This is a genomic window from Propionibacterium sp. oral taxon 192 str. F0372 (assembly GCF_000413315.1).
Lineage (GTDB): Bacteria > Actinomycetota > Actinomycetes > Propionibacteriales > Propionibacteriaceae > Brooklawnia.
Genome location: NZ_KE340297.1, coordinates 1,751,691 through 1,765,962, shown reverse-complemented (window position 1 = coordinate 1,765,962; position 14,272 = coordinate 1,751,691). Strand labels below are relative to the sequence as shown.

Genomic DNA, 14,272 nt, shown 5'->3' with positions numbered 1-14,272 from the left:
CTTAATGGGGCAGGACCGTCTCGTGCGTTGCACCGTTCTTGCCACTCAGGTGCCCCTGACCCGGCATCAGGCATCAGGCATCAGGCATCAGGCATCAGGCATCAGGCTGACGATGATATCTGCGCTCCTACCCTTAGGCAGGACTGTGAATCCTGGGTTCAGCCCCCGAAGTCGTAGATCTCACACACTCGCCACGGCGAGTCTGTACTGTCTCGACGCAAGGTGGCATGCCAAGTCTCCTTGGAGCCATCAGCAGAACCCGATGTGTAGTCGAAGTCAATCCACGCAGCTAGTGTGCCGGCAGCTGGTTCATCCACCTCAGGGATCTTGTAGTCGCGGACCTTCGGACCAGCATCAACGAACCAACCGTGCACTGCCACCCAGCATTCACCGGCAAGCTGCTCACCGGTGCGCTGGTCACGGTGCTGCGCGGCCTCAATGAACCGGGTGAGCACCTCGGCAGGTTTCATGACCGCGATCTCCTCAGAACTCAGATGAGCACCCAGCGGATTACAACCCGCCAAAAACACCAGCAATACGACAACAGCCCTTCTCACAACAACCCCTGCAATGCAGCAGCAGCCCTACGGTTCTCATCCTCGGTGTAGTCGACACTCTGCGCCGTAGCCGACAAGTCATCGGCAGTCTCGACAGACTTGTTGACCAGATCACCGATGATCTTGCCCCAGGCCTCCACGCATTTGTCCAACGCAGCGCTGGTCTTGAAATCTTTGTTGGCGCCGCTGGCCCCGGTACAAGTAGACAAGGACGCATTCGCCCGCTCAACAGCACCATCAACAGCTGTCCGGGTCTCCTCAGAGGCCTTGGCCACCATGTCCGTGTTGATCTCGATACCCAATTTTCTCCTCCTACCACGTCTGCTTCACACGAACGAATCTGATGTCCTGATCACCCTCCTGCACGTTGTTGTAGGGCAGGCGAGCAGCCAGCGACTGGTCTTCTCTGTTCCCCGTGTGCTGTGTGTACAGAACATCACCATTCGGCAGGACTCCGGTGACGATGGCCGCATGGTGTTCCACTCCTGCTGAATTCTCCCCCGCGCCCTGCTGGGACCAGTAGGCGATGTCACCGGGACGAACGTCACCTTGTTGCACCTCCTGCGATCCACTGCGCGTGAACAGATCATGTTGCGCATCGGCACCACCCCAGGAGTCACTGTAGGAACCCGGGTTGAGACCCCACGGCCCCTGCGTCCACGAACCGTGCCCCCAGCTGTCATCTTGGAGAGTGAAGGTTCCCTTGGGATCAAGGCCAGCATTTTCTAAAGCCAACGACACAAAATTGGTGCAGTTGTTCTTCTTGTCCCAGTCAATGGAGGAATCGTTCCAATGATCCTGAGCGTACTGGAGCAGCCGCAACCGGTCGTAACCGAGCTCGTCCGAGCCCGACATCTGCGATTTGACGTCGTCAGGGACTCCCTTCATACCGGCCACCTCAAGCGGTGCAGCATTCATGTACATCTGTTGTTCCTCCTTGGACAAGGAGTTCCACCACTGCTGTTGCTCCTGCTCAGTTCCATCCAGCGGCATGGCTGCCAGGATCTCCTTCAGCGCAGCCTGGGAACTCATGTCCAAGGTCTGCCCATCGTCTCGATGTCCCTTGATGTCATCAGCGTCGACGTCACCGTCCTTGTCAAAGTCCAACTGGGTCATCCGCTCGTCACCAAGCATCTTGGCGGCTTCCTCATCGATTCGCGTCGCATCCGATAAGGCATCCTTGAGACCAGCCTCAATGCTATGTGCTTTCACTACTGCATTCGTCGGATTCGTGGAGGACATCTGCTCACTCGAGAGTTCAACACTCCCGTCCTCAGCCACGGAAAACCCGTACGCCTTGGCTTGTCCCAGAAGATCAACAACCGTGTTACGACAGGTGCCCAACGACAGGTCCAACCCAGTCAGTACCGAACATGCCGCCCGCAATAGCATCGCCAACACGCTATAACTACTAGCCAGCTCGGTAATTCGGGTATGCGCCTGCTTTCCGTTCGCGTCGGTCCAAAAATTTTCCAGCTTGCCCCCAGCCCGGTTGTACAGGCCATCAGCGGCCTCGTTCATGTCCTTGGACATGCGGGCGAGAGCTTCTTCTGCATCGCCCCACTGGCTGGGGTTGGAGTTCATTACCTGACTGACAGTGAGCATGAGGGTGCCTCCTTGTCTCTCCCACAAGAGTACGTCGCCAAAGGAGCACCCACACCAACACCGGAGTCCACACTGGGGCGAACTATCAGGTGATAACCGGTAACAACCGACAGGCGAATCAGATGATCATGACAGAGGAGAGAACAACGCGAATACCCAAACCAAGATCAAATATCCGGGCCGAGCACTGAACCACGTAGGAAACCTGCCCTTTGTTGCCATCAACTGTTCCAAGGTTCTACAAAGCACTCTCAGATACCGTTAAGGTAACGTTATGTTGGTGTCGGTCGGGCGACACGATCAGTTCCCTCGTCCGGCATGAATAGCAAGGATACCTCGGTATCACCCCCGGAAGATTGGGTAGATCATGCGCAAGGCCATCAGCCTGGCTCCTCTTCTCCTCGTCATCGCCTTGGCGGGTTGCAAATCAGACCTATCACAGGACGTTCACGGCGCGGCCCCAGTGGCTGCGCCGCCGAGCAGTCAATCGTCATCATCAAACGAGCAGTCCTCATCGTCCCCTGAGACTGATGAGCACTCGTTCCAGCAAGATCCTGCACAGGCCTCCGACGGCCCCGGCTCCGGCCAGGCATCCGGAGGTTCTGGCCAAGGATCATCTCCCCAGGGCTCGGACACCACCTCGCAAACGGCTGCGGGAGGGGTACAACTCGTACCCAGCGGCAACGGGCAGTTGTCCGTTCCCCAGGACTCGACCAATGACCAGCAGACGTCCGCAGGCCGACCACTGGCCCGGGCGCCCCAGCTCACGCAGTCCTGCATAACAACCCAGACCACTGGGCTATCCCTTCAGGTCAAGGATGCCGCCTTCGGCGCTGTGGGCGATGGCCGCACCGACGACACGGCGGCCATCCAACGAGCGATCAACCAAGCGTCAGACGCGGGCGGTGGCACCGTCAACATCCCAGGCGGCACCTACATGATCAATCCCATCGCCGTGGACTCGGTGCATGGCCTGATGATGCGTAACAATGTCACCCTGAAACTGGCCGACGATGCCGTTCTCAAGGCTCTGCCGACCAACACGACCCATTACTCCCTGATCTCCTTTGTCAAGGTGGAAAACGCCAACCTCGTGGGCGGCACACTGATCGGTGAGCGATACCAGCACACCGGGCAGGGCGGCGAGTGGGGCCATGGCGTCAACATCCAGTCCTCCCAGAAGGTGACTGTCCAGGATGTCACCTCCAAGGATTTCTGGGGCGATGGCTTCTACATCGGCCAGGCCTGGCAGGTCTGGGATGCCCGCAGTAATCAGGTTGCACTGTGCAATGTAACCTCCGTCAACAACCGTCGGCAGGGTCTGTCGATCGTGGACGGCACCAACATTCGCGTGCTGAACTCAACCTTCTCCCGCACCAACGGGATTGCCCCGCAGGCTGGACTAGACATTGAGCCAGAGAACGGCAACCTCGTCGAGAACGTCGAGGTTCGTGATTCCGTCTTTTCGGAGAACCTCGGCGACGGCATCGTCCTGACCTGGGGTGAGCAGAACGATGCTTCCATCAAGGGCGTGCGCCTGGAGAGTAACCAGGTGCTGGACAACGAATCCGGGATCATGCTGCATCGCGCAATTGGCTGCCAGGTGATCAATAACACGATCCGCAATGCTGGCAACCAGCTGAACATGGCCTTCCCGATGACCCTGCACCTGTTCTCCGGTGCCACAGACAATCAGGTCACCGGCAATGTCCACATCGGAGGAAAGACCGTTGACGCGGGCGTCCACAACCACGTCGATGATGCTGCGACCAAGGCCGGCACATATGTGCGTGGCACGACGAAAGTCGGGCAGACCGTCCACGCCGAGGTATTGGACCCCAATGGCGTGCCCGAGAATGTCAACTACCAGTGGCTTGCCGACGGGGTAGCGATTCCCGGAGCCACCTCGCGCAGCTACCAGCTGACCGATGCCGATGCCAACAAGACCATCACCGTGACCACCACCTTCACCGACCTGGGTGGCAACGGCGAGAATACTTCCAGCGTGGGCATCATCGCACAGCACCCCTGAGCCCCGTGAATATCAAGAACGCGGTGGGCCCCACCCCTCCTCTAGAGGGGTGGGGCCCACCGCGTTTAGCCCACGAGCAGAACCTATGCGACGCGCAACAGTTCGGCGACCAAACATGTTCTCAAGGATCTCGCCGATTGTCTGTAGCTCGGCGAACCACCCAACAGAGTCTGGAGTGGCGATCATCGCCCGGGGGGTGTTCACCGCGCGAACCAGTGGATGCCCCGGTTCGTGAACCAGTTAGTGACTAGGTCTGCTGCCCCGGGCTCAAGTTCGACGGTCGACACGTGCACCGGGAAGATCTCCATCGTGGTGGTGCGCTCAGCGACGATACGGGTGTGCAGACCAAGCTCGGCGCGAAGCTGGTCGAGCGCGGAAGCGGCGGAATTTGACTGGACGAAGAAAAGATCGACGGTCATGAGTGGCTCTCCTGGATGGTGTGCGGGTGTTGGGTTTCCTGCCCAGCCCCGCCGAACACATCGTCAGGAGTGGGCGCCGCGCATGCGGCAACACCGACAACAAGAGCCGGAGGAGATGACGAAACGCTGCACCGGTGCAGAAGCCTTCGTCAACATGGCCGGTAGCTTAGCCGGAAGTATCCGGGGCGGGAAATCGCATCCCATGATGCGGAACCCGATCGGATCAGTGACAAGCCATCTGCAATCCCCCGAGACTGCACCACGACCGCACAGGAGATGGTGCCGATCCCCGTGCCGGTTCACACCATGAGCCGATAGAACGGGGATGCTGGATCAAGTTTTTCCACTTGCAACCCGCAGACCTCGATCCGTTGCATCAGGACATCAAGAGTTGCCGGATCGCCCAATTCGATCCCCACCAGGGCCGGGCCCTGCTCGCGGTTCGAGCGTTTGGTGTATTCGAACAAGGTGATGTCGTCCTCAGGCCCCAGCACATTGTCGAGGAAACCGCGCAATGCCCCGGGTTCCTGGGGGAAGGAGACCAAGAAATAGTGCTTTCGGCCCTCGAAGACCAACGAACGTTCGACGATCTCGGCGTAGCGGGAGACATCATTGTTGCCCCCCGAGACAATCGCCACAACTGTCTGTCCCGCAGAGACCTCGACTTGGTCACGCAGCGCAGCAACGGCCAGCGCCCCGGCAGGCTCGGCGATTACTCCGTCGATCTGGTAGAGGTCGAGCATCTCGGAGCATATCTGGCCTTCCGGGACCGTCGCCCATTCGCACCCGTAGCGCTGGATGATCGGCAGGGTGTTCTCCCCCGCCTTGCTCACCGCGACACCGTCAGCAAAAGTATCGATAGATTCGAGCTGAGTAGGCCGTCCGGCCCATAGCGCGGCCTGCATCGACGCGGCACCTACCGGTTCCACACCGATTACCCGGGTTCCGGGCCAGCGTTCCCGCAGATAGGTGAGGCATCCACTCAGCAGTCCTCCACCGCCAACGGGGACCAACAATACGTCGGGGGCCCGACCAAGTTGTTCGACAATCTCCACCGCAACGGTCGCCTGCCCGGCGATCGTGCGTTCGTCGTCGAAGGCATGTACCTTGACTGCCCCGGTGACCGCTGCCTCAGCGACAGCGGCAGCAGCGGCTTCGTCGTAGGTATTGCCAACGAAGACCAGTTCCACCCATTCGCCTCCTAGGCTACGCATCCGATCCCGCTTCTGGCGTGGGGTCGTTGTAGGGCAGAAGATCCGTCCCCTGATGCCGAGTTGAGCGCAGGCATGAGCAACGCCCTGCCCGTGGTTGCCGGCCGATGCACAAACCACTCCGAGAGCACGCTCCTCCTCACTGAGCTGTGACATCAGATTGTGGGCGCCACGCAGCTTATAAGAGCGGACCGGTTGAAGGTCCTCCCGTTTGAGCAGCACCCTCGCGCCGCTCGCTTCGCTGAGACGCCGCAACTCGGTGAGCTCGGTGCGTCGGACGACGCCTTCCAGCCGCCTGGCCGCGGTTTCTATGTCTGAAGCGGTGATAGTCACTGGTCGCGCTCGTCAGGGTCGGGGCCGATACGTTCCCCGTTGTGCAGGGATGTGATTGCGGTCATCTGGTCGTCGGTCAGCTCGAAGTCGAAGATCTGGGAGTTCTCGATTATCCGTTCGCGGTTCGCGGACTTGGGGATGACCACCAACCCACGTTGCAGCTGCCAGCGCAGTACCACTTGAGCCGGGGTCCGTCCCAGTTGTTCGGCGATTGTGACGATGACCGGTTCCGCGAAGGCTCGCCCACGCCCGAGCGGCGACCATGCCTCCACGAGGATCCGCTTCGAGTGACAGAAATCGATCAGTTCCTTCTGCACCAGATAAGGGTGCACCTCGATCTGGTTCGCAAAAGGAGTGACGCCGGTTGCCTCGATGATTGCTTCCAGATGATGAGCATGAAAATTAGAGACACCGATGTGGGTGGCCCGACCATCAGACGAGAATTCCTGCATGGTCTCCCAGGTGCGCACGAAACCTGCCTCGTCCCGCAGCGGCCAGTGCATGAGGAACAGATCGACATGGTCGACTCCCAGGGCGTCCAAGGAACGAGCAAAGGAATCACGAGCAGACACCGGGGCGTGGTTCGGGTTGTCCAGCTTGGTGGTGATCCAGATCTCCTCGCGCGGAATTCCACTGAGAGAAATCGCTTTCCCAACCATTTCCTCATTGCCATACATCTGGGCGGTGTCGATGTGGCGATAGCCGACATCAAGCGCCTCGACGACCACATCACATCCTTCGTCGCCGAACAACCGCCAAGTACCGAAACCGAGTTGGGGGATCCTCATGGGCAACAGGCTAGTCGACACCTCGGCCGCTCTGCTCATGACACCGAAAGAGGATCGGCAACCTGGGGTAGATACCTGGTATGGCCGTGCCCAGAGAACCCCACCCCGGTCATCCCCGACTACCCGTCGAGCCACTGTGATACGACCCATGATGGATGAGATACGACCCATGATGGATGAACAGATTGTCCTAACCCGCACATGGCACCGTCCTTTCCACGGGTCCTGGTTCGAATGACAGCGAATCTAGGTCTGCTGCACAGTGAGCTAATCGGCGGGATCTTACTACTGATCGCGGTCTCGGGCGCCAGCATCTTGGCGAACGGTGGTTACCGCCGAGTTCTACTTCAAGCTCCAAGACACCCACCTGCCATGACATCAGCCTGTTGCATCTCGACCTGGCGATAGGCCATCGGGCGGCCGATGGATTGTTGACGGTTTTCTTTTTCATGGCTGGGCTATAAACCAGGCAGGAAATCATAGCCGGTGATCTGCGCAATCCGTGATACGCCTTGACTCTGGTAATCACGACAGTCGACGGAGTGACCGCTCCTGCAATAATCTTCGCCATGGCTAATTCCGCTAATCCAGAAGCTCTTTCCGGCTGGGCAGTTCCCCCACCACAACCGACATTTCCTTCGCTCTAGCAGTCATCGGCTCACCACTCTCGGCAGCGTACGCAGCTTTCTGCTGCCCCTAGCCATCGTCGATAACCTCATCGCCGCTATCCTGCCGCTTCCCCGCAACAGGTACTACCGACACACCACAGCGACCGGACTGATCGACGCCGGCGGATACTCGGTCTCAGATGCCCTCTATGAGGCTAGCCCAGGATATGCAACACTGACCGCGGCAGATCCGAGGCCTAATTCTGGACAAAAGGCTCAGCCGAGCGGAGCCCATTGTGGGCCAGTGTCACCCAAGGTTTCGTCGAGCTTGCGGAACAGCGGGACCGGCTTGGCCAGTGGAGTACCGACAATGATCGGCGTCGATGCCCATGCCGCCTTCTCGTTCGCGTAGTCACCGGTGAGAATCGGGTAGGGATCACCCTCATCCTCCTCGACCATCCTCACCTCGGGCTGAGCAGCCCAGACGCCTATACCGCCGAGCATTTCATGGACCTTCTGGGCCGAGTGCGGCAGGAACGGGGTAAGCAAGGTGTTGGCATCGGAGACCACCTGTAGGGCGACGTGTAATACTGTGTCACGCCGATTGGTGTCTTCCTTGAGCTTCCACGGCTCGGTCTGCGACAGGTACTGGTTCGCCGAAGAGACCACGCGCATCGCCTCAGTAATTGCCTGCTTGAATTTGTGCTGCTCCAACAGCTCGCCGACCACCGTGAAGGCATCCTTCGAGGAGGCCAGCAATCTGGTGTCCACCTCAGTCAATTCGTGGGCGGGTGGAATCGCACCATTGTTCTTGTGAGCCATGGAAATCGAGCGATTCACCAAATTGCCCCACTCGTTGGCCAATTCTGTGTTGTTGCGGCGAACGAATTCGTCCCAAGTGAAATCGGTGTCCCGAGCCTCGGGGCCGGCCACCGAGATGTAATAGCGTAGGGAATCAGCGCCGAAATCACGCAGGAAGTCGCGGACCAGAATAACGTGGCCGTGAGACGTATCGACCTTGGAGCCCCGCATGGTGAGGAACTCGGAGGAGACGATCTCGGTGGGCAGCTCGAGGCGACCGAACCATCCGGACTTTTCCCCACCGCGGGATGATTCACCATTGACTCCTAGCAGCATGGAGGGCCAGATCACCGAGTGGAAAACGATATTGTCCTTGCCCATGAACATGTAACACCGGGCTTCAGGGTCATTCCACCAGGCCCGCCAAGCCTCGGGATCACCGCTGCGACGGGCCCACTCGATGGAGGCCGACAAGTAGCCAGTGACAGCGTCGAACCACACGTAGATGCGCTTGAGGTCCTCATCTCGCCAACCGTCGACAGGAATCCGCACTCCCCAGTCGAGGTCACGGGTAATCGCCCGGGGCTTCAACTCCTTGATGTAGTTGTAGGAGAAGTTGAGCACGTTCGGACGCCAGTCGGTGCGTGAATCCAGCCACGATTTGAGTTGATCGGCCACGGCAGGCAAGTCGAGGAAGAAATGCGAGGTCTCACGAAACTCCGGGGTCTCACCATTGATCTTAGACTTCGGGTTGACCAAGTCGATCGGGTCGAGCTGGTTTCCGCAGTTGTCGCATTGGTCACCACGAGCGAATTCGAAAGAACAGATCGGACAGGTGCCCTCAATGTAGCGGTCGGGCAAAGTGCGTCCGGTTGACGGTGAGATGGCACCCATCAGGGTCTTCTCGACGATGCAACCGTTGCGCAGCAGGGTGGAGAACATCTCCTGCACCACCGCGGCATGGTTGCGGGTGGTGGTTCTGGTGTATAGGTCGTATGAGAGCCCCAGCCCCTGCAAGTCTTCGACGATGATGCCGTGATATTTGTCAGCCGCCTGCTGCGGGGTGAGCCCCTCAGCTTCGGCCTTCACCTGGATTGCGGTGCCATGCTCGTCAGATCCGGATACCAGCAACACCTTGTGGCCCGACATTCGCATGTACCGCGCGAAGACGTCGGAGGGCACGCCGAATCCGGAGACGTGACCGATGTGACGGGGGCCGTTCGCATACGGCCAGGCAGCGGTGGCGAGAATGTGTGCACACATACGCTCAATCTTATCGGTGGTATCCCTGGGCCTCGAATCGTCCGTGATTGTTCCCTTTTGTCCCGCCAGCGTGACCGAGTCGTTCTTGGAGATAGGCAGCCAGCGATCGTGCCCGCAGAAAGAAAGGGATCAAGAAGCTTGGGTGCCCTGACAGAACAGTAGCTGCCAGCGCCCGTCCCCCCGCCGCCACAGCGATGATCGCAGCCAGGAATGCGTTGGGGTGGTGGCCCGCCACAGCAACAGGATCAGGTCATCAGAGAGTCTCTGGGCACGGATCGGTTCGAAACCGATCCGCAGTGGCAATGGCTTGATCTCGGCCAGCAACCGGGACCTAGTCCAGATCTGTCCCGATGAACTGAACTCGGTGAAGTCAGCGTGCAGCAAAGTCCGCACCCGGGAGACATCACAACGTACTTTGTCAGAGAGAAGTTCCTTCTCCTGGGAGATGGTCGTCATGATGTCCGGGTCCGCACCGGCGGGCTTGCGAGGCAGCGACGGCTCGTCGGCCCCCGCCGAGAACAGGTCGTCTCCTCCCCGGTCCGCCACTGGCGCAGGGTCCACCTTGCCCGGGCGATATCCGGGGCCACGGGGAGGAACTGTGCCCCGCTGATAGGCGCTGGCGGCATTGCGGGCGCGCTCGTCGGCCGCCTCGTTCATCTGGTGTCCAGCGTGGCCTTTCACCCATTCGAAAGTGACCTTGCGCCCTTGCAGAGCCTCATCAATCGTCTTGAGCTGGTCCTGGTTGAGCACCGGCTGTCCGTCAGCCTTCTTCCACCCCTTGCGTTTCCAACCTGGCATCCACTTGGTGACTGAGTTGATGACATATGTGGAATCACACAGGATGTGCAATTCCTCGTCTGGCGGGGTCGCTGCGAGCACTTCGATGATGGCTTGGAGTTCTCCCATGTTGTTGGTGCCGTGTTCCCAGCCGTCAGCATCCCAACGGTCCTCGTCAATGTACCAGGCCCACCCTGCGGGCCCGGGATTCGACAGCGCCGATCCATCAACCGATGCGGTAATCATGACCGTTCCGCCACTCAGTTGACTGCGGAATCGGAGGTCACGCGGATCCGTCCATCGGCGATCTGCGCGGAAAGATCCTCGATTTCGGCCGTCAGCGCGTCATCGGAGAGCCCCACCAGCCGAGTGCCACCATTTCGAACATTGCCGACGAAGACCCCGGATGCGGAACGGTTCTGTGAGGCCGCCGAGACAAATTCGAAGACTGCCGCAGCACGATCCTTGATGACCGACCCGAGGATCTGCTCGCAGGCATCCGCGTTGGTCTGGCATCCGTCGACATCGGACCAAATCACTTTCGTGCCATCAGACTTGGCATTCTCCAGCGCGCCGGTTCCAGAGTCCCTGGCGACGGCCATGACCACATCGGCATCCAGGGAAGCTGCAGCCTTGGCACCGGCAGGGGGATCATTCCACGGATCGGTGGTCGATGCGACGAAGGTTCCGGCCAGCCGTTCACGGTCCCAGCCGTTGACCTTTACCGACTTGCCCTTCGCCTGGTTGTAATGCTCTACACCTTGGACAAAACCATCCAAGTAGATGGTGACGGCGGGTACCCGGATTGCACCGAACACTCCAACGGTTCCCTTCGCAGAACTGGCTGCCGCAGCATAACCGGCGAGGAAGGAAGATTCGTTGGTGTTGAACAGCACCGGGCGCAGATTGGAGGGCAGCGGATTACTCGCGTCAACGTTGGGCAGGGTGTCGACCAGCGCGAAACCGACAGATGGATTCGTCTTGGCCGCGGCCATCACCGGATCGGCAGAGGATGACCCAGTGGCCAGCACCACGGTGCATCCTTGGTCGACCGCACCTTGAAGGGCTGCCACGTAGTCGTCGACGGCGGCAATCTGGTTGACATGCATCGTTGCGCCGAGTTCCTTGGCGGCCTTCTCCAGACCGGTAGTTATCTCAGCGTTGACCGAGGCGTTCGCCGGGTCAGCGACCAAGCAGGCCGTTACCGAAGTCTTTTCGGCAGGAGCCGCAGAAGTCTCCCGGGTGGTGGTCGTGGGCGGAGTTGCGCAGGCCGCCAGCACCAGTACCAGCAGAGGTCCAAGGGTCAATGGCTTATTCATCGTGCTCCTATCCAGCTGCCGAGGGACGCTGGGGGTTGGCTTGCACACCGGCGCGCAGTTTCTCGATCTCTTCTTTGGTTTCCTGGGAAACCTTGGAATCGAAGTCGTGGTAGGGGGCCAGGACAACCCCTCCACTCTCCATGGTGGCGGTAGTGGTCGCCGATTCGAAGGTTCCGGTGGTGGCCTTGGTTACCAAATCCGCCACCACATCGGTGATGTTGTCGACCACGGAGGTCAAGATCACCGGGCAAGCATTGGTGGTCTCACAGCCATCGAAGCCGTCCCAGATGACCGCGAGCTTCCCTCCGGATTTCTGAGCCACTTCCAGGGCACCGGTACTTGCCTGCCCAGCCACTGGGTAGACGATATCAGCACCCTGGGAAACAAATTCCTCGGTGACGGTGCGGGCTGCTGCGGCGTCGTTGCCCGGCAGGATGGAGCCCTGCTGGGTGGTGGAATCCCAGCCAAGAGCCTTCACACTGGTCCCCTTGACCTGGTTGTGGTGCGCCACTCCCCCAACGAAACCGTCCATCGCCGTGACGGTATCGGGATCCTGGCTGCCCCCGAAAGTGGCCACTGTGCCGGAGGCGGACTGGGCTGCAGCCAGATAACCAGCAAGGAATGCGGCACCACTGGCGTCGAAGATCAGGCCCTTGAGATTGGGCAGGGCAGTAGTGGGCTGGGCCCCCACGACCAGGAAATTGACATCGGAATGCGCGGTGGCGGCCGCGATGGCGGCATCACCGTGTCCGATGACCGTGACCAGCTGGCAGCCCTTGCCCGCCTGTTCCTCCACGGTTGATGCGTAGGAACCTTCATCGCTGGCGACGGCAGTCTCGACGCTGATGCCGGTGTTCTTGCTTGCCTTGTCAAGCCCGGCTTTAACCGCCTGATTGACCCCAGTATCTTCCAGCCCGGCGGATTCAGCGATCAAGCAAGCCTTGTAGTCAGCACCAGATACAGTCGGGGTGGCCTTCGCCGAGGAAGATTGGCTTGCCCCAACGGTGGTGCCGGTCGATGATGTTTGTCCCCCGCCGGGTGCGCTGGCGCATCCAGCAAGCAGGGCAACCGCCGACAGGGCGATGATGGGTCGACGCATGGTTCCTCCTTGGGTCAATCAGAGGTGACCTTACCCGTGGGGTCCGCATCCAAGGAGTGCCGCGCCGGGCGCGATGCAGAGTTTCATTCAACAGTGGCCGCCAGCACCGGGACCCGCGCTAGGTCAACCCAGGAGATGCGTCGCCCGTCCATCTCGGAAACCCGCATGGACATCGTCACCGGCAGCTGCTCCCCGTTCTCATCGACCTCCACCGGCAACAAGTCCACAACGATCCGATCGTCAGGTACCGGCACCCGGCCGAGGACGGCCATGAAATACCCGGCCAGAGTGTCATAAGGCCCTTCGGGGATGAGGAAGCCGGTGCGTTCCGCGAAATCCTCCAAGGAGGTGAGGCCTTCGATGTCGGAGGCCCCCTCGTGCACCAAGTCGGAAGGTTCCACGATGTCGAATTCGTCGGTGATCTCTCCGATCAATTCTTCGATGAGATCCTCGAGAGTGACGATGCCTGCGGTACCGCCGTACTCGTCGCGGACCATGGCCAGATGGGCACCGGCTCGCCTCATCTGAGACATCGCGTTGATCACCTTCACGGTCTCGGGCAGGGAGAACACCGGCCGAGCGAGGTCCCGTACCGGGGTCTGTCGCTCGGATGCATCCAAGCCCATCAGATCGCGCACGTGGAGGAAGCCCGCGATCTGGTCGGCGGTTCCGTCGGTGACCGGGTACCGGGAACGCTGGTTGTCCCGCACCAGCTGGATCGCCTGGTGGACTGGAAGATCACCGGCCAGGAAGTCGACCTCGGTACGTGGCACCATCACCTCCCGCAGGCTGCGATCACCGGCCTCGAAGACATCGTCGACGATGCGCCGCTCCTCCTCACCAAGCGAATCGGCATTGGCAACCATTGAGCGCAATTCTTCTTCGGTGACCTCATCCTTGCCCGCTTGCGGGTCACCTCCGAAGATACGGACCACGATGTTGGTCGATTTGTCAAGCATCCAGATCAGCGGGGTAGCAGCCTTCGCGATGGTGTTGATGACCGGCGCCAAGGCCATGGCAAATTCCTCAGGTCGCTGCATGGCCAATCGCTTGGCCGTCAGCTCAGACAGCACAATGGAGAAGAAGGAGATGGCCGCGGTGACGAGGATCACCGCAAAGGTAGAAGCCAGTCCGGAGGACAAGCCGTGCGCGGCCAACCACGGGGCAAGGTATTTTCCTGCGAGGGAATCCGAGCCGAAGGCCGAAGATAGAAAACCTGCGAGGGTGACGCCGATCTGCACCGAGGACAGGAAACGGTTCGGATTGGAGGTAAGCGCGGTGATCGCACGCCCGCGCTTGCCCCGGGCGGCGAGCTTGGATATCTGCGCATCACGCAGGGTCACTAAGGACATCTCCGCGGCGGAGAAGATCGCCCCGACGAAGAACAGCAAGAAGATGACACCGACGGAGACGAGTAAGTCACTCACCATGCCATCCTATCGGGCGTCGAATCCCACCCC

General features: G+C 60.0%; 12 protein-coding genes. 1 reads left to right on the top strand and 11 read right to left on the bottom strand.

What is annotated here, in order from left to right; genetic code table 11:
* Window positions 1-158: 158 nt before the first annotated feature.
* From HMPREF1531_RS08280 to HMPREF1531_RS08270, 3 genes are read right to left on the bottom strand one after another with little or no spacing between them, the layout of a single operon-like run.
* Window positions 159-557, bottom strand: coding sequence for a hypothetical protein (locus tag HMPREF1531_RS08280; RefSeq protein ID WP_156860225.1), 399 nt, complete (start codon window positions 555-557; stop codon window positions 159-161).
* The gene (locus HMPREF1531_RS08275) at window positions 554-859 is read right to left on the bottom strand and encodes a hypothetical protein (RefSeq protein WP_016669493.1); all 306 of its coding nucleotides are present in this window, start codon (window positions 857-859) and stop codon (window positions 554-556) included. The genes HMPREF1531_RS08280 and HMPREF1531_RS08275 overlap by 4 nt, the downstream gene beginning before the upstream one ends.
* Before the next feature lie 10 nt (window positions 860-869).
* Window positions 870-2,162 (bottom strand): amidase domain-containing protein, encoded by a 1,293-nt coding sequence (locus HMPREF1531_RS08270; RefSeq protein WP_016669492.1) that lies wholly within the window; start codon window positions 2,160-2,162, stop codon window positions 870-872.
* Window positions 2,163-2,529: 367 nt separating this feature from the next.
* Between HMPREF1531_RS08270 and HMPREF1531_RS08265 the strand changes: the two genes are divergently transcribed.
* Window positions 2,530-4,194, top strand: coding sequence for a glycosyl hydrolase family 28-related protein (locus HMPREF1531_RS08265; protein WP_016669491.1), 1,665 nt, complete (start codon window positions 2,530-2,532; stop codon window positions 4,192-4,194).
* A 200-nt stretch (window positions 4,195-4,394) separates the two neighbouring features.
* Here HMPREF1531_RS08265 and HMPREF1531_RS08260 read toward each other — a convergent pair whose 3' ends face one another.
* From HMPREF1531_RS08260 to HMPREF1531_RS08225, 8 genes are all read right to left on the bottom strand, one after another.
* Window positions 4,395-4,613, bottom strand: a complete 219-nt coding sequence (locus HMPREF1531_RS08260; protein ID WP_016669490.1) for a hypothetical protein — start codon at window positions 4,611-4,613, stop codon at window positions 4,395-4,397.
* A 299-nt stretch (window positions 4,614-4,912) separates the two neighbouring features.
* Entirely contained in the window at window positions 4,913-6,157 is a 1,245-nt protein-coding gene (gene ilvA, locus HMPREF1531_RS08255; protein WP_016669489.1) for a threonine ammonia-lyase IlvA, read from the bottom strand.
* Entirely contained in the window at window positions 6,154-6,945 is a 792-nt protein-coding gene (locus HMPREF1531_RS08250) for an aldo/keto reductase (RefSeq protein WP_036897570.1), read from the bottom strand. Before HMPREF1531_RS08250 ends, ilvA begins: the two co-directional genes overlap by 4 nt.
* 884 nt (window positions 6,946-7,829) lie before the next feature.
* Complete coding sequence (metG, locus tag HMPREF1531_RS08245) at window positions 7,830-9,617, bottom strand: methionine--tRNA ligase (RefSeq protein WP_016669487.1); 1,788 nt, start codon at window positions 9,615-9,617, stop codon at window positions 7,830-7,832.
* Between the two features lie 129 nt (window positions 9,618-9,746).
* A complete protein-coding gene (locus HMPREF1531_RS08240) occupies window positions 9,747-10,640 on the bottom strand; it encodes a ribonuclease HI family protein (RefSeq protein ID WP_016669486.1) in 894 nt (297 codons plus the stop codon).
* Between the two features lie 14 nt (window positions 10,641-10,654).
* Window positions 10,655-11,713, bottom strand: a complete 1,059-nt coding sequence (locus tag HMPREF1531_RS08235; RefSeq protein WP_016669485.1) for a BMP family ABC transporter substrate-binding protein — start codon at window positions 11,711-11,713, stop codon at window positions 10,655-10,657.
* Between the two features lie 7 nt (window positions 11,714-11,720).
* Window positions 11,721-12,812, bottom strand: coding sequence for a BMP family ABC transporter substrate-binding protein (locus tag HMPREF1531_RS08230; protein ID WP_016669484.1), 1,092 nt, complete (start codon window positions 12,810-12,812; stop codon window positions 11,721-11,723).
* 83 nt (window positions 12,813-12,895) lie between these two features.
* Window positions 12,896-14,242, bottom strand: a complete 1,347-nt coding sequence (locus HMPREF1531_RS08225) for a hemolysin family protein (RefSeq protein ID WP_016669483.1) — start codon at window positions 14,240-14,242, stop codon at window positions 12,896-12,898.
* Window positions 14,243-14,272: the final 30 nt, after the last annotated feature.